Origin of the sequence: Haemophilus parahaemolyticus, from assembly GCF_002015035.1 — a bacterium.
GTDB classification, from domain to species: domain Bacteria; phylum Pseudomonadota; class Gammaproteobacteria; order Enterobacterales; family Pasteurellaceae; genus Haemophilus_A; species Haemophilus_A parahaemolyticus.
In genome coordinates, this window is the sequence record NZ_MUXY01000008.1 from 77,219 (window position 1) to 98,306 (window position 21,088).

18 protein-coding genes are annotated in these 21,088 nt (G+C 37.9%); 10 read left to right on the top strand and 8 right to left on the bottom strand.

Annotation, left to right across the window (positions count from 1 at the left end; genetic code table 11):
• The first annotated feature begins 25 nt into the window (after positions 1 to 25).
• Complete coding sequence (locus tag B0185_RS06435; protein ID WP_005707593.1) at positions 26 to 865, top strand: glycosyltransferase family A protein; 840 nt, start codon at positions 26 to 28, stop codon at positions 863 to 865.
• Between the two features lie 316 nt (positions 866 to 1,181).
• Positions 1,182 to 2,522 carry an NADP-specific glutamate dehydrogenase gene (gene gdhA, locus B0185_RS06440; RefSeq protein ID WP_005707531.1) on the top strand — a complete coding sequence of 447 codons (1,341 nt, stop codon included), beginning with the start codon at positions 1,182 to 1,184 and terminating at the stop codon, positions 2,520 to 2,522.
• A 4-nt stretch (positions 2,523 to 2,526) separates the two neighbouring features.
• Here gdhA and B0185_RS06445 read toward each other — a convergent pair whose 3' ends face one another.
• From B0185_RS06445 to corC, 3 genes are all read right to left on the bottom strand, one after another.
• Entirely contained in the window at positions 2,527 to 4,839 is a 2,313-nt protein-coding gene (locus tag B0185_RS06445) for a DNA internalization-related competence protein ComEC/Rec2 (protein WP_005707592.1), read from the bottom strand.
• Positions 4,840 to 4,980: 141 nt separating this feature from the next.
• Positions 4,981 to 6,486: an apolipoprotein N-acyltransferase gene (gene lnt, locus B0185_RS06450; protein ID WP_005707595.1), complete on the bottom strand. Its 1,506-nt coding sequence runs from the start codon at positions 6,484 to 6,486 to the stop codon at positions 4,981 to 4,983.
• 137 nt (positions 6,487 to 6,623) lie between these two features.
• Positions 6,624 to 7,523, bottom strand: coding sequence for a CNNM family magnesium/cobalt transport protein CorC (corC, locus tag B0185_RS06455; protein WP_039863428.1), 900 nt, complete (start codon positions 7,521 to 7,523; stop codon positions 6,624 to 6,626).
• A gap of 136 nt (positions 7,524 to 7,659) precedes the next feature.
• On the opposite strand from corC, the gene B0185_RS06460 reads away from it, so the two are divergent.
• Positions 7,660 to 8,265: a DUF2057 family protein gene (locus B0185_RS06460; RefSeq protein ID WP_005707585.1), complete on the top strand. Its 606-nt coding sequence runs from the start codon at positions 7,660 to 7,662 to the stop codon at positions 8,263 to 8,265.
• Positions 8,266 to 8,267: 2 nt separating this feature from the next.
• Here the strand turns inward: B0185_RS06460 and ilvY are convergent, their stop codons facing one another.
• The 5 genes from ilvY to rlmKL all read right to left on the bottom strand — a co-directional run bounded on the left by ilvY (position 8,268) and on the right by rlmKL (position 14,281).
• Positions 8,268 to 9,149 (bottom strand): HTH-type transcriptional activator IlvY, encoded by an 882-nt coding sequence (ilvY, locus tag B0185_RS06465; RefSeq protein WP_039863427.1) that lies wholly within the window; start codon positions 9,147 to 9,149, stop codon positions 8,268 to 8,270.
• Complete coding sequence (locus B0185_RS06470) at positions 9,149 to 10,213, bottom strand: glycosyltransferase family 4 protein (RefSeq protein ID WP_005707566.1); 1,065 nt, start codon at positions 10,211 to 10,213, stop codon at positions 9,149 to 9,151. Before B0185_RS06470 ends, ilvY begins: the two co-directional genes overlap by 1 nt.
• Before the next feature lie 17 nt (positions 10,214 to 10,230).
• On the bottom strand, positions 10,231 to 11,217 hold the full coding sequence (locus B0185_RS06475; RefSeq protein WP_005707521.1) for a capsular polysaccharide synthesis protein: 987 nt from the start codon (positions 11,215 to 11,217) through the stop codon (positions 10,231 to 10,233).
• Positions 11,218 to 11,299: 82 nt separating this feature from the next.
• Complete coding sequence (locus B0185_RS06480; protein WP_005707541.1) at positions 11,300 to 12,088, bottom strand: glycosyltransferase family 25 protein; 789 nt, start codon at positions 12,086 to 12,088, stop codon at positions 11,300 to 11,302.
• A gap of 54 nt (positions 12,089 to 12,142) precedes the next feature.
• Positions 12,143 to 14,281 (bottom strand): bifunctional 23S rRNA (guanine(2069)-N(7))-methyltransferase RlmK/23S rRNA (guanine(2445)-N(2))-methyltransferase RlmL, encoded by a 2,139-nt coding sequence (gene rlmKL / locus B0185_RS06485; RefSeq protein ID WP_005707567.1) that lies wholly within the window; start codon positions 14,279 to 14,281, stop codon positions 12,143 to 12,145.
• A gap of 213 nt (positions 14,282 to 14,494) precedes the next feature.
• On the opposite strand from rlmKL, the gene B0185_RS06490 reads away from it, so the two are divergent.
• The 7 genes from B0185_RS06490 to B0185_RS06520 all read left to right on the top strand — a co-directional run bounded on the left by B0185_RS06490 (position 14,495) and on the right by B0185_RS06520 (position 20,964).
• Entirely contained in the window at positions 14,495 to 15,121 is a 627-nt protein-coding gene (locus B0185_RS06490; protein ID WP_005707570.1) for a response regulator, read from the top strand.
• Positions 15,122 to 15,157: 36 nt separating this feature from the next.
• Positions 15,158 to 15,418: a YfhL family 4Fe-4S dicluster ferredoxin gene (locus B0185_RS06495; RefSeq protein ID WP_005707554.1), complete on the top strand. Its 261-nt coding sequence runs from the start codon at positions 15,158 to 15,160 to the stop codon at positions 15,416 to 15,418.
• Between the two features lie 92 nt (positions 15,419 to 15,510).
• Positions 15,511 to 16,275, top strand: a complete 765-nt coding sequence (locus B0185_RS06500) for a class I SAM-dependent methyltransferase (RefSeq protein ID WP_005707515.1) — start codon at positions 15,511 to 15,513, stop codon at positions 16,273 to 16,275.
• A 73-nt stretch (positions 16,276 to 16,348) separates the two neighbouring features.
• Complete coding sequence (locus B0185_RS06505; protein ID WP_005707527.1) at positions 16,349 to 17,290, top strand: helix-turn-helix transcriptional regulator; 942 nt, start codon at positions 16,349 to 16,351, stop codon at positions 17,288 to 17,290.
• Between the two features lie 61 nt (positions 17,291 to 17,351).
• Positions 17,352 to 18,032 carry a uracil-DNA glycosylase family protein gene (locus B0185_RS06510; protein ID WP_005707552.1) on the top strand — a complete coding sequence of 227 codons (681 nt, stop codon included), beginning with the start codon at positions 17,352 to 17,354 and terminating at the stop codon, positions 18,030 to 18,032.
• A gap of 88 nt (positions 18,033 to 18,120) precedes the next feature.
• A complete protein-coding gene (locus B0185_RS06515; protein ID WP_005707532.1) occupies positions 18,121 to 20,199 on the top strand; it encodes an AAA family ATPase in 2,079 nt (692 codons plus the stop codon).
• Positions 20,200 to 20,256: 57 nt separating this feature from the next.
• Positions 20,257 to 20,964: a Sir2 family NAD-dependent protein deacetylase gene (locus B0185_RS06520; protein WP_005707534.1), complete on the top strand. Its 708-nt coding sequence runs from the start codon at positions 20,257 to 20,259 to the stop codon at positions 20,962 to 20,964.
• Positions 20,965 to 21,088 lie beyond the last annotated feature (124 nt).

Below are 21,088 nucleotides of genomic sequence, written 5' to 3' on the forward strand. Positions count from 1 at the left end.
GTCCAAATTTATTTTAGGAAAAATTATGAAAACAGTTGCAGTTATTACCTCAACAATTGGACGTCCTCATCTTGAAAGAGCCATTTTAAGTGTTCAACAACAAACTTATCCTTGCAAACATTACGTGTTTGTTGATGGAGAACAATTTGCGAAAGATGCAAAACAAATTTTAGATAAATATCCCCATGTTATAGCGATTTATTTGCCGATGAATACAGGAGCAAATGGTTGGACAAATAGCAGTATCAATGCTATCGCCCCCTTTTTAGTAAAAGAAGACGTAATTTGCTACTTGGATGATGATAATTGGTATGAAGCAAATCACGTTGAAAATAGCTCGAAAGTACTTAATGAAACAGGTGCTGATTATGCATTCGCATTGCGTAATTTGTATGATGATCAGGAAGAGTTTGTTTGCCAAGATTTATTGGAGTCGATCGGGAATTACGAAAATAATCTTCCGAATCCTTATCAATTTAAAATTACCATTAATGATAAAACCTATGCTTGCCAAACGGAAGTGCATAAAAAAGATGGGCATATTGATACCAACTGCTATTTAATTAAACGTGATTTAGCCTTACGCGTTTCTCACTTTTGGTATAGTGGGAAAAACAATGATACCAATTTTTACACTATATTAAAAAAAGTAAAAGCGGTTGGGAAATGCTCTAAGGGCTTCACTGTAAACTATGTGATGGAACCTGAAAAATGGGATCCTGGTTTCTTTTCTACTGTACGAACTATGGATCCAAATATGCCAAAACCAGTGATGATAAAGCTTTTTAAAGAAATGTTTAGAATGAAAATGCGTCAAGTGATGGAAATTAATGGTGGTGTTTATCCTTGGAATAGGGATGAATAGTGATTAGGTCTAAGCGGTTAGATTTCTGCAAAATTTTGCAAGAAAGTAACCGCTTATTTTTTGTTGGAAAAAATAATTAAAATTTCTAATGATAAAAATTCTATTCAAAAAACTTCTTTTCTCTTTCTTTATTTACTGAAAAAGTTCTCTTTTAAGATATTTAAAGTTCAAAAAATAATCATTTGAGTATAATTTTTCTAATTTATTGCATTATTTTTTGTAATTTATCTTTTCAAATAAAAAAAGTTTTGATACATTGCAAGCCATTCCAAAACACAGCATTTCTTAAAAATTTAAAATCTTACAGGAGAAAACTATGAGCGACTTAAACGCACTGTTCCAAAAAATCAAACAACGTGATCCTAACCAAGCACCATTCCATCAAGCGGTTGAAGAAGTTTTCGGCTCTTTAGCACCGTTCCTTGCAAAAAATCCACAATACACTAAACACGGTATTTTAGAGCGTATTGTTGAGCCAGAGCGTGTAATTACTTTCCGAGTAACATGGGTGGATGACAAGGGTAATGTACAAGTGAACCGTGGTTATCGCGTACAAATGAACTCTGCGATTGGTCCTTATAAAGGAGGTATCCGTTTCCACCCAACTGTGGATTTAGGCGTATTAAAATTCTTAGCGTTCGAACAAGTTTTCAAAAACGCATTAACGACATTGCCAATGGGTGGCGGTAAAGGTGGTTCAGACTTCGATCCTAAAGGCAAATCTGACGCGGAAGTCATGCGTTTTTGCCAAGCATTTATGACTGAATTATCTCGCCACATCGGTGCAGATACGGACGTACCTGCAGGCGACATTGGTGTAGGCGGCCGTGAAATCGGTTATATGTATGGTCAATACAAAAAATTACGTAACGAATTTGCATCTGTATTAACAGGTAAAGGCTTAACTTGGGGTGGTAGCTTAATTCGTCCTGAAGCAACAGGTTACGGTGCGGTGTACTTTGCCGATGCAATGCTTGCAACTCGCGGTCAAGGCTTTGAAGGCAAACGTGTGGTGATTTCAGGCTCAGGTAACGTAGCACAATATGCAGCTGAAAAAGCAATCCAAAAAGGGGCGAAAGTATTAACGGTTTCAGATTCAAACGGCTATGTGTTATTCCCAGATTCAGGGATGACCGAAAAACAATTAGCGGATTTATTAGTGCTTAAAAATGAACGTCGTGAACGTTTATCTGTGTATGCGGCAGAGCAAGGGATTCAATACTTCGAAGGTCAAAAACCTTGGGGCGTAAAATGTGACATTGCACTTCCTTGTGCAACCCAAAATGAATTAGATGGCGAAGCTGCAAAAGAGTTAGTGAAAAACGGCTGTATCTGTGTAGCAGAAGGTGCGAATATGCCAACCACATTAGAAGGTGTGGAAGTGTTCATCGCAGCGAAAATTCTTTATGCACCAGGTAAAGCGGCAAACGCAGGTGGTGTAGCAACTTCAGGTTTAGAAATGAGCCAAAACGCCATCCGTTTATCTTGGACACGAGAAGAAGTTGATCAACGCTTATTCGGCATTATGAGTGCAATCCACGAAAACTGTGTGGAAAACGGTACAGAAGCAGACGGCTATGTAAACTATGTAAACGGTGCAAACATCGCAGGCTTCAAAAAAGTGGCAACCGCGATGTTAGAGCAAGGCGTTTTATAATGAACTAATCCTTAGGATTGTGATTAAAATAAGCTTGATACCAAGCCGAACTTCGTGTTCGGCTTGTTTTTATTTGATATTTTCCCTCCTCAAAAATCACTTTCACCATACCCACCTTGGATGTATCTAAAATCTGCACGCCATGCTTTTCTAGTCGTTCGACGACATTTTTATTCGGCATTTTCCACGCATTCCAACGACCAACTGAAATCACCGCAATATTAGGTTTTGTTGTTGCTACTAAAATCTCTCCTGTGCTTGTTTTGCTGCCGTGATGCCCGACTTGTAAGAAATCGATTTTTCCACTTATCGGAGAAAATATTCGCTCTTGCTCTACGCCTGCATCGCCCGTAAAAAGCAATTTCAAGCGGTCTATTTCGACTAATAAAATGCAAGAATGTTGGTTTTCTGCTCGCTTTGTTATTTGTTCTGGGAAAATTGCAGTCAGCTTTATGCTGTCAAATTGCCATTCTTTGCCTGCAACACAAGGTTCTGGAATACGCTGAGCATAAGCCGTTTGTCCACTTGAAAAGAGCTGAGCATGAGGGTATGCCTCCAGCAGATCGGCAACGCCCCCTGAGTGATCGTTATCATCGTGACTGATAAAAATCGCTTCAATCTGAATATTATTGCGTTTTAAATAAGGCAGCACCTCTAAATTTGCCATTGAATTGCGTTGCGAACTTTCGCCCCAACTTGCCCCCGTATCGTAAAAAATTGCTTTTTTTTGACCGCTTGCATCTTGGTAAACCAAGGCTTGAGCCAAGCCCTGACCAATATCAAACGTAATCCATTCGATGTGATGATCTTTTTTCAGATAACCAAACCCAGCAAGATAAATTAAAGCTAAAACGGTGCTTAATTTGGCGAAGAAACACCAAGATTTCAGCCAATTTTTCGCATAAATGCCGCTCAGAATCAGTGTATAAAATGCGAGCAAATGCCATTGATTTTGTTGAGATAAGGTTATCCACGAATGAGAAAGTGGTTTAATCAGCCATAAGCTAAATTGTGCTAACCAGTCTGCCAATTGCCAAGTGTAGGTCAGGTTATCTGTTAAGAGAGTAAATAGAATCACCGGCACAAGCACAAGGCTGTAAAGCGGGACGATTAATAAATTGGCTGTAAAACCAAGCGGAGAATAACCTTCAAAAAAGAAAAATTGTACGGGCGAAAAAAGGAAAAAAATGCCCATTTGTAAATGCAATAATGATAACACAGGCTTGAAAAAGGGGCGGTTTAGCCAATTCGGAATGAGCCATTCAAACTGTTTAAGCGGGAAATAGCGATACCATAAAATCAGGCTTGCTACAGCTAAAATTGAAAGCCAAAAGCTGTCAGATAATATCGTAATCGGATCTAAAATCAGCAAGATCGCAACAATACGCCACCAAAATTGGCTAGGCGTGTAATGCTTGCGTGCAAATTGGCAAAGCAAAATCAAACTAATCGCAAAAATCGCTCGAATGGTTGGAATAGCAAAACCAGCCAAATAGCTGTAACTTAAAGCAAAAGCAAAGCCCATTAAGCGAGGAAATAGATAAGAAAATCCCATTCGCTGTACAAAATTATAACGACATTTTGCACGGAGCATAAGCCATTGCCCTAGCTTGGCGAACCAAAAGCCGAAACCAAAGGCAAGCGCGATATGCAGCCCTGAAATGGCAATCAAATGCGCGGTGGTGGTTTGTTGGAAAATTTGCCAATGATCTGATTTCAACCAAGCACGTTCCCCAAAGGCAAGAGCTAGTAATAGCCCTTGGGTTTCAAGCGTTTCGGTTTGTTGATAAGTGCGATTTATCCATCTGGTTCGCAGGGGCAAGTGATTGGCGTGAGCAAATTCTGCCTTGCGAACAGTCGCCAGCCCATCAATATCATTAGCGAAATACCAACGTTGACGGTCGAAATTACCGATATTGCTACGTCCAGAAATCGGGCGAAGATTGAGCTCTGCTTGATAAGTGGCATTTAATTGCAAAGGCGTTTTGGCTTGCCAATTTAGATAAATTTTTTGACCGCTTGTAAGTTGTCCCACAGCAGTTTGGTATTCTTGTTGCTTTAAAATCTTAATGATTTCAATTGGTTGCGTGCTTTTGTAAGCGGTAAAATTTTCTGCCTGATTTACAATTTTTAACACTTGCCCATAACTTAGCAACATTATCAAGCTCAACATAAACGGCAAAAGCTGCTGCTTAAAGCCAAAATAAAGCATCAAGAGTGTAGCGAATAACATCGTAGGCAATAAAGCCTGTTGTGGCAGCCATAAAACAGGCAAAAAAGAGAGACAAAGAAGAATGAAAAAGCGGTCTAATGTCATAGCAATCTGTTTTTGCTAGACAGTATGCCAAGAAAGGGAAAAGTGTGCAGAATTTTCTTTCAAATTTTCGAGCGTGATCGAAAAAATTTAGCAACTGCATCTATCTAAAAAAGAAAAAATACAGCTGCTAAAGGATAAGATTTATGGTTTCCGTCTCATCACTGCCAACGCCACAATCAAAGCACTTAAGCTATAAAGTACCGTATTGCCCCATAAACTAAATGGTGTTTTGCTTATTACGGGAGAAACCCGAGCGGTAAGCACACCTTTCTCAAATTGCGGCAATTGCTGAACCACTTTGCCGTTTGCATCCACTATTGCAGTAATTCCCGTATTGGCAGAGCGAAGAAGTGGCTTGCCAAGTTCTAAAGCTCGCATTCTTGCCATTTGGAAATGTTGCCAAGGGCCAATAGAAGTTCCAAACCATGCATCATTAGTAATAGTTAAGAGATAATCGCTATTGTGGTTTTTTTGGTTTTGTTGCACTTGATCGCCAAAGATAATCTCATAGCAAATCGCTAAATTAAAACGGGTATTTTTCGTCTGTAATGCAGGTTGAACAAATTCCCCTTGCGATAAATTGATTGGCAGAATAAAGACCTCACGCATCCAATCTAACACCGAGCCAAAAGGCACGTATTCGCCAAAAGGCACGAGATGATGCTTTTTATAGCGAGGTGCTTGTTCCGCATCATAAGGTTGTTCATTCAGTAATAACGCACTATTAAAGAGTTGATTTCGATTATCTTGATAAAGCGTGCCGATAATAATATCGCTTTGGCTTTCCGCAGACGCATTTTGCATTGAGCTAAGCAATGGGGAAATCTGATTTTCCAATGCGGGAATTGCCGATTCAGGCAGAATAATCACCTCACTTTTTCCAAGCAATGGACGAATAAGATCCACATAGGTTTGCACCGAATAGTCGAAATGAGCAGGATCCCATTTCATTTTTTGTTCAATATTGCCTTGTACAAGGCTCACGGTAAGCGGTTGTTTTTCAGCATCAATTTGCCAGAAATTGGCAAAACGTGTAGCAAAGGCGACCGCTATGAGCAATGTAAAAGTCGCAAGCGGTTTAATTTTTCGATTTTCTTGTAAAATAAATTGAACAAGATAAGTAGCAATCACAATAATGAAGAAAGTAACACCTTCTACGCCAAAAATCGGGGCGATATGGGCAAAAGGGCTATCAACTTGACTATAACCGAGCTGAAGCCACGGGAAACCAGTAAGAACGATGCCACGGAGATATTCCGTTCCAGTGAAAAGGCTTGCAAGCACAAACGGATTTTTCAGCTTAAATTTATGCACGCCCCAAGTAAAGAGTAGATTGTAGAGTGCGAGGTAGCAAGCAAGTAGCAGAACTGCCAGATAGCTAATCACGACAGGCACACCACCAAATTGGATCATACTCACGTGAATCCAATTTACGCCAATGCCAAAATAACCAATCGACCAGGCAAAAGTTGCCCACAATGCGGTTTTACGTTGTGATAAAGTGGCTGACCAGATTAAGCCAAAGGCGGAAGCAAAGGCAATAATCCAGTAATCAAAAGGCGAAAAGGCGAGTGTGCCGATTGCACCAAAGAGAAAACTGATGATGCAAGCGATTAAACGAGGGGGATTTTTTATAGAATTTAACATAATGAAGAACTCAAATGGGAATGCAAATTGAAAAATGTATGATAATTATACTGCTCTTCACGTAGGGCTGCCCGAAAATCATATATGAAAATAGGCGGGGATAACCCCCGCCCCTACGTTTAAATTAATTGATAGTACTATTCTTCCGATTCTACCTGACGGCTTTCCATTCGTTCTAATTGCTCGTCTGAAACGGTTACACGTAATTGAATCAAACGGCGATTGTCTGCAGAAGTCACTTTCACATTCATCTGTTCAAGCTCAAGCTGCTCACCACGTTGTGGCAAGTGTCCGAAGGCTTGCATGACCAAACCGCCAAAGGTATCTACTTCTTCATCGGTAAATTCGGTAGCGAAAAAAGCATTGAATTTTTCAATATCCGTTAAAGCGGAAACGGCATAAGTGTGGCGAGAAAGTTGGCGGATTGGCTCGATTTCTTCTTCATCAAACTCATCTTCAATATCGCCCACAATTTGCTCTAAAATATCTTCAATGGTGACCAAGCCAGACATCGCACCGAACTCATCGACCACCAATGCCATATGGAAACGCTCTGAGCGGAATTCTTTGAGCATTCTATCCACGCGTTTACTCTCTGGTACAATCACCGCAGGGCGAAGGATAGCCTCCATATTAAATTCTTCCGCATCAGAACGGAGATATTTGAGTAGATCTTTCGCAAGCAAAATGCCTTGAATGCTATCTTTGCCATCATCTAAAATCACAGGGAAACGCGAATGGGCAGATTCAATAATAATATCCACACAGGCTTCAAGTGGCAGTTTTGAATCAATCGAAATAATTTGAGGACGCGGGATCATAATATCACGCACACGAAGTTCGGAAATTTCCATCACCCCTTCAATCATCTCTTTGGTATCGCTATCGATCAACTCATTTTCGACCGAATCACGGATCACTTCAACCAAATCTTCACGGTTTTTAGGTTCTGTTTGGAAGATACCTAAAAACGACTGAATTAAATTCTTTTTCTCTGTTTTTTCTATTGAGCTGAGGCTCTGATGTTCATCACTCATAATCATTCCTGTTAAAAAATTAGCGTGATTTTCCCACAAAAATAACGCCTTGATAATAAAATTATTTCTATTTTGTTTAATTTAGCATAGCATAGACATCACTTTTTTTAAATCTATTGCAATTTAAGGAAATATGATGAAATTAGCAAAATTGATGATGACAACGACCGCTTGTTTGGTAGCAACGTTTGCGACTGCGGGCACATTAAAAACCCCTAACTCAGTGGAAATGTTAGCGTTAGATGGTCAATCCGTAAAACGCTGGGAAAATGTCCAAATTAACGATACTAAAACGCACCAAGTGGTGGTGAGTGTGGGTGATATTGTGGATGGGAAATATTTTTCAATGAATCCAATTGTATTAACTTTTGAGGGAACAAATGAAGAAATGACACTCGTTGTGCCTCAATTCCGCTCATCTCACGATGTCAATAAATTCCAAGCAAATCCAACCTTTAAAATTCAAACCGCATCAGGCAAAGAAATCCCGTTTAAACAAGATATGTTAAAAGGCGAAGGCTTTGCACCAAATAGCCGTATTGAAGACAACCTTGTCAAGTATAACGCTAGTAAAGGCGTGGCGGCTGTTCCTGCATTTGTGAATGCGACTTTTGAAGCAAAAGGGCAAATTGTGGTAGAAACCAAAAATGTAAAAGAAGAGCAATTGCAATTACTCTTCTCTAAAGCAGATAAAGAAACACAACAACGTTTCTTAGAATGGGCAAAAAAGAACGCTAAATAACTTTAGCAAGCAAATAGCTCCCAAAATGCCTTAATAATCGGCTCTTGTAAGCGTTTTTTTTGCACACAAATGCCTAATTCGAAAGGTTCAATGGGCTTTTTTAAGTTAAGGTAAGAAACTTGATTTGCTACGGGGCTATGTTTAATCACTACATCGGGCAATAATGCTACACCACAACCTAATGCCACCATCGGGACTATCGCTTCGTGTCCTGCAACGGTGGCATAAATTTTAGGTTCTTTAATTTTTTGCGATTTAAACCACGCTTCAATACGCTGGCGTGCGGAGCCTTCAAGCGGTAAGATAAACGGCATATTTTGCCAATCAATCGGATCTTGCTGAAGCAATTGTGTTGCAGAGCAAGCCACGCGAGGGATAATCAATGAAAGCGTAATATCGTCAATATGCTGAAATTCGACATTATTTGGCAAATTGTTTGGCTTACCCGCAAGGGAAATGTCAGCTTGTAAGGAATGCACCGCACTGACTGCATGAGCTGGGTCGCCCGTAATCAACTTGATTTCAACCTTTGGATAACGCTGACGAAATTTCTCTAACATTGCAGGCAAATGGCTATAGGCTGCTGTTACTGAACAGAAAAGTTGCAACTCGCCTTCTAATTCTCCTTGATGGGGAGAAAGTGCATTTTTCATCGCTTGCCAATCTGCCCAACTCTGTTTTGCAAATTCCAAGAATTTTTCGCCCGCTTCTGTAAGATGCACTTGGCGGTTATCTCTGACTAAAAGCGGTTGTTCTATCTCCTCTTCCATTCGCTGAATATGGCGTGTAAGAGTTGAAGCACTCATATAGTTTTTTTCCGCAGTGCGGATAAAACTGCGACTTTGGGCGAGGTCAAGAAAGAGTTTTAGGGATTGGAAGTCCATTATTTTAAATTTGCGATAGCTTGCAACAATATTTGAATATGATGAGATAGTCTTGGATCATAATCAATACAGTCTAACGGGGATTGAATTCTATGCTTTTTTTGTTTAGCACTTTCTACAGAATTTTTAATCGCTTGCTCTAAGGTTTCAATATTATTTCTGGAAAATGTATAGCCGAAGTTTTTTTTGAGTACTTCTAAGCAGCCAATATTATCTGCAAATAAAATTGGTGTACCTGATAGAATGGATTCAAGCCCTACTAATCCAAAAGGCTCATATTTTGATGCCATAATAGTATAGTCGCTTGCTTGATATAACTCAGGCATATTTTTACAAAATCCTAATGAGGTAATATTTTTAGACTCAGTTACAGGTGTACCTGCAACAACTAAACGTATTGGTAAATCAGATTTTTCGAAATATTTTTTAAGGATATCAAATCCCTTTCTTGAATGTCCTGTTGATGGAAATAGATAGATGACTTCATTTTCTTTAAATCCTAACTTTTCTCTTAATGATTTTCTTTTATTATCATCAATAATTAAAAATTTACTTGTATCAATTGGAGGGTAAATTACCGCAATTTTTTCTTCATTAGTATTATATAGTTCTACTAACTCTTTTTTCATTAGTTTTGAGTGTGCAACTACCAACTCAGAATGATCTAAGGATTTCTTTTCATTATGAATTTTAAATAAATCTTTTAAATTAGCTCGTAATCCTAATGTTTTCAAATATCCTTTATGATTTCCTCCACAAATAACAATATCTGCATTGGTATAAGACATCGTAATAGATATTTCATTTTGCTCTTTTTGTTTATTCGAAAAATAAGATAGGAAAGGCTGTCTCACTTGCTTTGGAACAAGAGAAAGATTTATTCTAATCGGATTTATGTATTTATATTCATCTAGTTGTGTATCAAATTTAGTTGAATAAACCTTTGGTATAATATTAATTTGGTGGAATCCATTTACCAGATCAACAAGATAACGTTCCATCCCACCACCTTGTTTGAATTTTAGGCTGCTAATTGATATTAAATTTTTTTTATGATAAACCATTTAAATATTTCCTATCTTTATAGTTTTTTCATTATATAAGTGTAATATGTGTTGGGGCTCATATCTTCTTTATATCTTAATTTGTGTATTGAAGATTTTTCTATAATTTTTTTGAAATTACCTTGATCAAAACTATCATTTAACATTGTTTGCAATAAATGAGGTAAAGTATCATCTATTATTTCACATTTAAACTGAATTAACTTATCAGTAATTAGCTCTTCATATAAGATTTGAAAAAAGAAATAATGAGGAACATGATTTTGTGTAGCCCAATAATTTAATAATAGCTCTAAAATTGTATGTATAACAATATTCTTTGGCTTTGATATAATGATACTGTTCAAAACATTTACTTTATGTTTCTTATCCCAATCGAAGTACAAAGGATCATATCTTATCCACATTTCTTTATTAGAAGTAAGATGATCTCTTTGGTACATAAAGTAATCCATGTTTTTGATCTTACTAGGAATAAAATCTGTTAATAGAATTGTTGCATCTAACCAAATTCCACCATATACATCTAAAAGTGCTAAACGAATAAGATCAGAAAAGAAAGCAGGTCTAAATTCTTTATGCTTACGTTTTTCATAAATAAATTCTGGTAAATTTAAATAATCGAATAGATTTGAATCATCAAGTCTTATAACTTGATAATCGTTTTTAAATTCATCTACACTTTTAAAACATTTCGTTACTATATCTGGACACTTATCAATTCCCTGTCCCCAATATTGCCAAATTATCTTTTTATTAACTAATTCTGGTTGGACGGGTGATAGATTAAATTTTGATAATCTTGTGTTGAAATAATATTCAATAAACTCTTTGAACTTGTTTGATGTATAATTTTGTTGTTTTCTATCTACATATACCTCTATACTTTTTCTTGTTTTTCTAGGTACAAAGGTTCTGTATACATTTTTTATTATTGGTTTTTGGGTTAGAGAAAATATTTGTTTAGTTAAACACGATTTAGATATATTTCTTAAGTTATTCATAATAAGGCATAAATAAGTATTACAAATGTTTATTTTTATAAGGTTTAAAAATAAATTTATAATATTTATAACGAGTTATTGGTTATTTAAATGGAATAGTGAATTTGTCTTTGTATTTCTTTCTGTATATCTTTCTTGGTTTGTTGTATAATGATTTTAATAACTCAAATATAGTTCTGTTTTTTCTATTTTTGTGAGAAATATCTCTTTCCTTACTCAGTTGACTAGATAACTTTTTGTGTTCTAATTCAAGCTGGTTTTCTTGAATACATAAAGCTGGGCTCAATTGATATGTGCATCTATTAAATTTGTTAAACATAATTAAATCAATGGCACATAACTCTTCTGAGTTTAATGAGTTTATGAATTTAGTTAAGTTTACTATCGCTTTTGAAGAAATAATGTATCCTGCAGTACCACAATTTTCTACGATTAGTTTTAATATATTTCGATTAAGATAGCTAGGAATTCCAATATCCTTACATTTTGAGTAGTTTAAGAATGTTTCAAATCGTAATATATATTCATCTATTTCATTAAATCTTTCTTCTATCCATTTGTCTTGAGCTAAAAAATGATAGGCATTTTCTCCTAATAAAATATCATCCTCAAAAATGAAAATATAAGGTAAATTTTCATCAACACATTTTTTCCACAATATATAATGGCTCATAAAGCAAGCTTTCTCGCCTTCTGAAAGAGATGCTTGAGATAGATTTGGAAGGTATTTCTGGATTAGCTGATTTAGTTGCTCAGAAGGCATGAGAGCATCATAAAATTCAAAAGAAATATTTTGACGACCAAATTCTTGTTTAATATGTTCGCGTCGCTGTCTAGCTGTAGTTAAACTGATAACGTAATTAGTATGCATATATAAATATTGAGGATTACTTTGTATATTATCTTATTTTAATAGAAAAATATTCTATTTCTCTGAAATATGCCCAACTACCCAACAATTATGAATATGTGGGTTGCGTTCAAAATCTAGCGGAAGCGTTTTTTTCGAGATATTTTCCGCTTTTAAGCCTAACTCTGCTAAGCCTTCCATATCCATTTTAAAGCCACGTTTATTGTTTGAGAAAATAATCGTGCCGTCTTGGGTAAGAATGCGTTTGAGTTGGCTCATTAGTTTGATATGGTCACGTTGCACATCCCAGCTTTCATTCATTCGTTTTGAGTTAGAGAATGTTGGCGGATCAACAAAAATCACTTCAAAACGTTCACGACATTCAGCTAACCATTGCAAGCAATCGGCTTGGAATAAGCGATGATTTCTTAATGGAATTTCGTTAAGTTCTAAATTCTGCTCTGCCCAATTAAGGTAAGTGTTTGACATATCCACCGTTGTGGTTGCTTTTGCCCCTTGTAATGCGGCGTGCACCGTTGCTGATCCTGTGTAAGCAAATAGATTGAGGAAGGTTTTGCCCTTTGCCATTTCACCCACCATTTTACGCGTTAAGCGGTGATCTAAAAACAAACCTGTATCAAGGTAATCGGTAAGATTCACCCACAATTTTGCCCCATATTCATTTACGTAGAAATAGTCGCCTTTATTTGCCAATTTTTCGTATTGGTTCGTGCCTTTCTGTTTTTGACGCACTTTGAGCACCAATTTATTGGTTTCTACACCTGTTACATAAAGCGTTGCGGAAACCGCATCCAACAAGCGTTGACGGGCTTTTTGTTCATCAATATTTTTTGGGGCAGCATATTCTTGCACCACAATGTGATCGCCATATCTGTCCACTGCTAAATTATATTCTGGCAAGTCGGCATCATATAAGCGATAAGCATCTAATCCTTGTTGCTTCGCCCATTTTTCGATTTTCTTGATGTTTTTGGCAAGGCGATTTGCGAAATCTGTCGCTACTTGCTGCTCTGGTTTAAATGCCAGTTCGTTTTGCTCTGTGTTTTCAAGACGTTGCGTGATGGAGTAGTTTTTTTGCACGCAATCAAGCGGTCCATTTTTCGCTTTAAATTGACGAGCTGAACGCAAACGCAAGCAGTTGAGTAATTCAGGTTCGCCGCTGAAAATCGAAGCATTCCAGCCTGTAAATTGCTGTTTTAAACGCTGACCAAACACTGAATAAAGGGCGATTAGTGCAGGTGTTGTACCTAAACGCTCACCATAAGGCGGGTTACAAATCACCGTACCTGTTTGCTCTGGGCAAGGATTCTTGAGGGCTGCAATATCGCCTTGTTGCCAGCGAATTGCCTCGCCAACGCCTGCATTGAGTGCATTTTGTTTAGCTTTTTGTAGCACGCGATGATCGAGATCAAAACCAAAAAATTGACTGCTTGTCAGTACTTTTTCGGCTGATTTCGCGTCATTCCAAACTTCGTTCCAAAGTGCCATATCATGCCCCTTCCAGGCGTGGAAACCCCAATGCTTACGCTGAATCTGCGGAGCAATATTTGCCTGCATTTGAGCCGCCTCAATCAGTAACGTGCCTGAACCACACATCGGATCAACCAATGGCATACCTTGTTGCCAGCCAGAGCGTAATACAATCGCTGCTGCTAAAGTTTCACGCAATGGTGCTTTGCCTGTGTCTGAACGATAACCACGCATATGCAAGGCTTCGCCACTTAAATCAAGCGAAATCACCATATCATCACGGTTTAAATAGACGTGAATACGTATATCTGGAGCTATTTTATCCACAGCAGGGCGTTCAAAGCCTTTGCGTTCGAAGTAGTCTACAATGCCATCTTTCACACGCATCGCACCGAATTGAGTGTTGCGAATTTCACGGTTTGTGCCGTTGAAATCAATGAAAAATGTATCACGAGGATCGAAAAGTTCCGCCCAGTTGTAGCCTACTACGGAAGCATATAAATCTAAACCGCTAAAGATTTTTGTGGTAACTAACGGCAGTAAAATGCGAGAAGCTAAACGGCTATGAAGTAAAGCTTGATACACGCCTTTTTGCGTGGTAGTAAAATGCACGCCGCCTTGAGCGACTTTACAACTTGCACCACAAATTTGTTCTAGCTCAGTTTTGAGCATCTCTTCAAAGCCACGTGCGGCAGTGGCGAAATAGGTTGTTTGAGTGGTCATAAATTCATTCTTTTAATCAAAATTGAGGCTATTATAGCGGAACAAGCGGTTAAAAACTTACAAAGTTTTGCAATTTTTCTTGGTAAGAAGATGGTGATTTTTTTAGCCTAGATCAAAAAGAGTGCAATCTACCCAAAATGGGTAGCTTGTTTTGGGTAGTGAGAGTGAGAAAATAGTCATCTTAATTAGTGTGTAATAAATATGAGGCAAGAAATGACTGAACCTTATAAAATTCTTTTAATTGATGATCACCCTTTAATGCGTAAAGGAATGCGTCAAATTCTTGAGCTCGAAACGGATTTTGTAGTAGTTGGGGAAGCGAGCAATGGCTCAGAGGGTATTGCTAAAGCGTTAGACCTGCATCCAGATTTGATTATTTTGGATCTGAATATGAAAGGCATTTCAGGCTTGGATACTTTGCGTTCATTGCGTGCTCACGATGTAGATGCTCGCGTGGTGGTGCTTACTGTGTCGGACGAGCAATCTGATATTTTAGCATTAATGGATGCGGGCGTGGATGGCTATTTATTGAAAGATAGCGACACCGCAGAGTTGATTGAAAATATCCAAAAAGCTGCACGTGGTGAAATGGCATTAAGCGAAACTGTGCGTCAGCATTTGCTTCGTCAACCAGAAAGCGATCCGCTTGCACAACTTACCGATCGTGAATTGGACGTTTTACAATGGATTGCAACAGGAATGTCTAACAAACAAATTGCCGCTCAGCTTTTTATTTCTGAAGAAACGGTGAAAGTGCATATCCGTAATTTACTTCGGAAATTAAATGTACATTCACGCGTTGCTGCAACAGTGCTTTACTTAGCTCAACAAAAAGGCTAATATTCGCCTCTTTTTTGAACGAGAGGATGGCAGACAATGGCGTTGTTGATTACCGCAAAATGTACCAACTGTGATATGTGTTTACCTGAATGCCCGAATGAGGCAATTTCGGTAGGCGATGAGATTTATGTTATCGATCCGTTGCTTTGTACAGAATGCGTTGGGCATTATGAAAAGCCTACTTGCCAGAAAGTCTGTCCGATTACCAACTGCATTATTACTGATAGCAATCATCAAGAAACCCAAGAAGAGCTTTGGGAGAAGTTTGTGTTGATTCATCATGCAGATCAGCTGTAATTCTCAATCAATTAAACACCGTAAGCAAATGCAAGCGGTGTTTTTTGTTGCTCATTTTCCAATATGTATTGAGCATATTTACGGAGGCAAATTTGAAAAAAAGTATTTACGATACCCCCATCTTTTTTGAACGCTATCATCAGTTACGCCATAACCCTATCAGTATGAATGAAGTCGTTGAAAAACCTACGATGTTTGGAATGTTACCTGAATTGAAAGGCAAAAAGGTTCTTGATCTTGGTTGTGGAATGGGTGAGCACCTTGCTTATTATTTAGAGCAAGGTGCAAGTCAGGTTGTTGGATTAGATTTATCTGAGTTAATGCTTCACAAAGCGAAAGAAACGCTGTCTAAGAATTGGCAAGAAGGGCATAATTTTAATCTCTATTGTTTGCCGATGGAATCTCTCGATCAAATAACTGAAAATCAGTTTGACCTCGTTGTGAGTTCTTTTGCATTTCACTATATCAATGATTTTTCGGATTTACTTGCAAAAATCTCAGCAAAAATGACCGCTTACGGCACACTTCTTTTTTCACAAGAGCACCCTATTGTAACTTGCTATCGAGAGGGGTATCGTTGGGAGAAAAATGAACAAAAACAACAGGTTGCATATCGCCTAAATTATTATCGTGATGAGGGAGAGCGTAGCCGAAACTGGTTTCAACAATCTTTTAAAACTTATCATCGTACAATGGCAACCATCTTTAACCAACTCATTCAAGCTGGCTTTGACATCGCTCAAGTAGAAGAACCTATGCTTACGGATAAACCAGAATGGCATAACGAGTTTAAAGATTTACAACATCGCCCACCACTTTTATTTGTCAAAGCGGTAAAAAATAACATGGTTTCGTAAAATCTGACTAAGGCATCTGTGGCATAATCTCGCTATAATACGTTTATTGATTTTATGCGAAAAAGGCGAGATTATGTCACAACCTCATTCTACTATTCAGTTACCTCTCGAAATTTTGCGTTTCATTCCTAAAAAAGGGGCAATCACTGCCGAGCAGGTTCATCAAAAACTTGCAGAACTCGGAATAAAACGTGAACTTCGCACCATTCAACGCCAAATGAAAAAACTTTGCGAGCAGTTTGACATTGAATGCGATGAACGTGATAGGCCTTATGGATACCGTTGGAAACCAAATGCAAAAGGGATTGATTTACCGATTTTAAACGAGCAGCAATCTCTTGTTTTAATGCTTGCTAAGCAGTATCTCAATGGTATTCTCCCCGCTAGCATTATGAGCTCAATGGAGGGGTTCTTCCAACAAGCGGAATACAATCTGGTTTACGACAGCCACAAAAAATCGGGGGCGGAATGGCTTGATAAAGTCGCCATTGCACCAACCAGCCAACCCCTTTTGCCTGCCAAAATTGAACCGAAGATTTTCACAGAAATTAGCACCGCACTTTATAACAACCGCCTATTAAATGTGCATTATCGCAATCAAACGGGCAAAGAACACAAAGCAGACGTTAAACCGCTCGCCCTTGTGCAGCAAGGGGCGGCACATTATTTAGTGGTGCAATATGAAGATGGCAATATTTTCCATCTTGCCCTGCATCGTTTTCTCAATGCTACTGCAACCACGTTCACTTTTGAACGCCCAAAATTCAACCTAAAACATTATCTTGCTGAACAACATTTTGGCTTTGGTAACGGCAAGAAAATTCGTCTGACTTTCCGCATTGGTAAGCCTTATGGTTTCCATTTAACCGAAACGCCGTTGTCCACAGATCAAGAAATCACAGACGAAGGCGATACTTATTTAGTTCGTGCAATAGTGGTAGAAAGTGAGATGCTGAATTGGTGGATTGCAAAGTTTGGGGAGGAGATTGAGGAAATTAGTCGAGAGTATCTTTAATACGACAGAATTTGTCGGATAGTTAGTTAAGATTTTCTAGGATTTTATTTAGGAGGAAAATATGAAGGAAACTCTCAAAAATAAACTTAAACCATTGTATGAAAAATTATACCAAAAGTTTGGAAATAAATCCTTTGATAGTGAATTATCAGCTTTTTATGTTCATGTAGGTAGCGAATGGAAGCAAAGAAAAGGCATTCTCTTTGTTGGTAAGGCAACGAATGGTTGGAAAAGTGAAAAAGATCAAGATAAATTATTTGCTCATTTTGTGGAAGATAAAGAACCTATAAAATGGGTTGAAGATCAAATTGGTAGCAAAGATAAATACAACACATCTAAATCTGCTTTTTGGCGTGTAATAAGAAAAATTACTTATTTATATTTTTCTGAAAATTGGTATAAAAATATTGCGTGGTCTAATTTATGTAAAGTTGCACCAATGAATGGAGGTAATCCTTGCAATGAGGATTTTTATAAACAACGAGATATTTGCAAAGAAATACTATTAACAGAAATTGATATCTTAAAACCTAAAGCTGTTATTTTATTTACATCAGATTGGAATATATTAGATTTACCTAAAGAATCTAAAATTACTGAAGAGAAATGGGAAAATACATCATCTATTTTATATAAAGTGAACGGAGTTTATTATATTCATAGTGTTCACCCTCAAGGGAAAAAAGAGTTACCGCATAAAGAAGCAATTGAAAAACTGATTTCTATGATTGAAGATATTTAATAGTATTCTAATACGACACAAAATGTCGCTTGCTCCCCTAAAATGCCTTTCGTCAAAAGACGAAAGGTATTTTTTATGGAGCGATAATATGTCAAACGTAAAAACAATGCAAAAAGAGTATAAGTTAAATTCGCCAACGGTATCAAATTACACCGAAAAAATGATGCTAAAAGTGTTATTTGAACATAAAGGATTAGAAACGCTTTTTGAAGAAGCTCGGTGGAAAAGTGATGAGGTGGCGCAAGCATTGGGATTACCCAATAAATTAGAGCAAGAAGAAAAATTACCTGAAATCGTGGCGGAGTTATTAAAACCACGCTACGAAATATTAAAGAAGATGCCTACATTTTCTGATGAAAATGGAAAGCAAGTAGAGGAAAATTTAGCTCAATTAGCCTCATTGTTATCGCTTAATGAGGCTGAAATGAGCGTGCTACGTTTGTCGTTACATTTAAAAATTGAAAGTGATTTTTCCTATATATTTAACTTTTTTTCTCCGAAAAGTTTGCCACAAGCGGTCGAATTTTTAGTGGAATTTCTGAATGTTAGCCGTGATGAACTTCGCTCCGTCTTGAAGAAAAGCAGTAAATTATTCCAATATGGTTTATTACAACGTAGTTATAGCCCAACTGATGTTGATAATTATGTAGAATGGGGCGATACGCTTGATGCGGATGAATTTACCTTATTGCCTTTTGATGAGGAAAAACTACTTAAAAACAGTGTAATTTTAAGTAACCCACCTAAATTAAATTTGACGCAATTTGAATATATTTCTGACACCTATTTAATGATGCAAAATTATTTGCAACAAGCGGTCGAAAAACAACAAAAAGGTGTTAATTTTTTAATTTATGGTAAACCAGGCACAGGCAAAACAGAATTAGCAGGATTGTTGGCGAAAACATTAAATTTAACGGCTTACAATATTGCTTATATGGATGAGGATGGCGATGTTATTCGGGCAGAAAACCGTTTAAATCATTGCCGTATGGCACAAACGTTATTAGGTAGAAGTAGCAAAAGTCTATTAATTTTTGATGAAATTGAAGATGTATTTGCACGTTCATTCTTCGAACGTTCGATTGCTCAGAGAAATAAAGCGTGGCTTAATCAATTACTTGAAAATAATAGTGTGCCGATGATTTGGATTTCTAATTCAGTAAGCGGCATTGATGAGGCATTCTTACGCCGTTTTGATTTTATTTTAGAAATGCCTGATTTGCCGAGTAAGAATAAAGCGGATCTTATTCGAAATTTAGCAAGCGATAAATTATCGGCAGAATATATCCAGCATTTTGCTAAAGAGCAGTCATTAACGCCTGCGATTTTGGATCGAGCGATTAAAGTGGCAAATCAAGTTAATTTGCAAAATAAAACCTTTGCGGAAGTGCTTTTGAGTTTGTTTAATCAAACATTACAATCGCAAGGAAAAGCGAAAATTCAACCGCTTATTAAGGGCAAAATGGCATATGATTTAGATTGGGTTTCTTGCAAGGATGATATTCATCGGCTCAGTGAAGGATTAAAACGCACCAAAAAAGGGCGGATTTGTTGCTATGGTCCACCGGGAACAGGCAAAACGGCTTGGGCTTCGTGGCTTGCTGAGCAGTTGGATATGCCTTTGTTGCTTAAACAAGGCTCAGATTTACTTGATCCTTATGTGGGCGGGACAGAGCAAAAAATTGCAGCGGCTTTTGAGCAAGCAAAATCGGAAAATGGTGTGTTAGTGTTAGATGAAGTCGATAGTTTCCTGTTCTCACGTGATAATGCACAACGGAGCTGGGAGCGTTCGCAGGTGAATGAAATGCTCACCCAAATTGAGCGGTTTGAGGGTTTATTGATTGTTTCTACAAACTTAATGGATATTCTTGATCCTGCCGCATTACGCCGTTTTGATCTTAAATTGAAATTTGATTATCTTAGTGCAACTCAGCGACAAGATTTCGCCAAAAATCAGGCAAAATATTTAGGCTTGGGAGAGCTAAATGAAGGAGATTTACATTTTATCGAGCGGCTGAATTTGCTTACACCAGGAGATTTTGCGGCGGTTGCTCGCCGTCATCAATTTGTGCCATTTGAAGAGCCAAAAAGTTGGCTCAATGCACTACAAGAAGAGTGCGAAATCAAACCGCAGTATAATCAGACAAGAAGAATTGGGTTTTAGACAGCTTATCACGAACTAAAACCAATTAGAAAACGAGTAATAAAAACGGAGAAAACTATGACAAAACCAATTTGCGTCGTGTTAACTGGTGCAGGAATTAGTGCCGAAAGTGGAATTCCGACTTTCCGTGCGGAAGATGGATTGTGGGCAGGGCATAAAATCGAGGAAGTTTGCACGCCTGAAGCCTTGAAGAAAAACCGTGCGAAAGTGTTGGAATTTTATAACGAACGCCGCCGTAATGCACAAGCCGCACAGCCGAATGCAGCACATTTGGCGTTGGTGGAGCTGGAAAAAGCTTACGAAGTGCATATCATCACACAAAACGTGGACGATTTGCACGAGCGGGCAGGAAGCACCAATGTGTTGCATTTGCACGGCGAATTGAACAAAGCTCGTAGCAGCTTCAATACCGATTACATCGTGCCATGTTTAGGCAATCAGCAACTGGACGACAAAGATAATCACGGGCATCCAATGCGCCCGTATATCGTCTTTTTCGGCGAAAACGTACTAATGCTACCGAAAGCGGAAAAATTGGTGAAAAAGGCAGATATTGTGATCGTAATTGGCACATCGTTGCAGGTTTATCCCGCCAATGGTTTAGTAAATGAAGCCCCTTATGGCTCGCTAGTTTATCTAGTTGATCCGAATCCCAATACGGGTTTTGTTCGCCGTTGGGTGACTGCCATTAAAGAAAAAGCAGGGGAGGGCGTGCCGAAGGTGGTTAAGGTGTTGTTGGATAGGGCAATGCCTAAAAACGAATAAGAGCGGTAAAAAATAAATTCAATTTACAAATAGCGACAGAGATGTCGCTATTTTTTTATTTGAAATTATAGCGACGTGATTTGTCGCATTATTCTCAATAATATCTGTAGATACTGTCTCCCAA

Coding starts and splice junctions, on each gene's coding strand:
- B0185_RS06475 (WP_005707521.1), bottom strand. CDS start 11,217: ATGAATAACTTAAGAAATATATCTAAATCGTGTTTAACTAAACAAATA.
- B0185_RS06510 (WP_005707552.1), top strand. CDS start 17,352: ATGAAGGAAACTCTCAAAAATAAACTTAAACCATTGTATGAAAAATTA.
- B0185_RS06505 (WP_005707527.1), top strand. CDS start 16,349: ATGTCACAACCTCATTCTACTATTCAGTTACCTCTCGAAATTTTGCGT.
- rlmKL (WP_005707567.1), bottom strand. CDS start 14,281: ATGACCACTCAAACAACCTATTTCGCCACTGCCGCACGTGGCTTTGAA.
- B0185_RS06480 (WP_005707541.1), bottom strand. CDS start 12,088: ATGCATACTAATTACGTTATCAGTTTAACTACAGCTAGACAGCGACGC.
- B0185_RS06435 (WP_005707593.1), top strand. CDS start 26: ATGAAAACAGTTGCAGTTATTACCTCAACAATTGGACGTCCTCATCTT.
- B0185_RS06460 (WP_005707585.1), top strand. CDS start 7,660: ATGAAATTAGCAAAATTGATGATGACAACGACCGCTTGTTTGGTAGCA.
- gdhA (WP_005707531.1), top strand. CDS start 1,182: ATGAGCGACTTAAACGCACTGTTCCAAAAAATCAAACAACGTGATCCT.
- B0185_RS06495 (WP_005707554.1), top strand. CDS start 15,158: ATGGCGTTGTTGATTACCGCAAAATGTACCAACTGTGATATGTGTTTA.
- corC (WP_039863428.1), bottom strand. CDS start 7,523: ATGAGTGATGAACATCAGAGCCTCAGCTCAATAGAAAAAACAGAGAAA.
- ilvY (WP_039863427.1), bottom strand. CDS start 9,149: ATGGACTTCCAATCCCTAAAACTCTTTCTTGACCTCGCCCAAAGTCGC.
- B0185_RS06515 (WP_005707532.1), top strand. CDS start 18,121: ATGTCAAACGTAAAAACAATGCAAAAAGAGTATAAGTTAAATTCGCCA.
- B0185_RS06490 (WP_005707570.1), top strand. CDS start 14,495: ATGACTGAACCTTATAAAATTCTTTTAATTGATGATCACCCTTTAATG.
- B0185_RS06470 (WP_005707566.1), bottom strand. CDS start 10,213: ATGGTTTATCATAAAAAAAATTTAATATCAATTAGCAGCCTAAAATTC.
- B0185_RS06520 (WP_005707534.1), top strand. CDS start 20,257: ATGACAAAACCAATTTGCGTCGTGTTAACTGGTGCAGGAATTAGTGCC.
- B0185_RS06445 (WP_005707592.1), bottom strand. CDS start 4,839: ATGACATTAGACCGCTTTTTCATTCTTCTTTGTCTCTCTTTTTTGCCT.
- lnt (WP_005707595.1), bottom strand. CDS start 6,486: ATGTTAAATTCTATAAAAAATCCCCCTCGTTTAATCGCTTGCATCATC.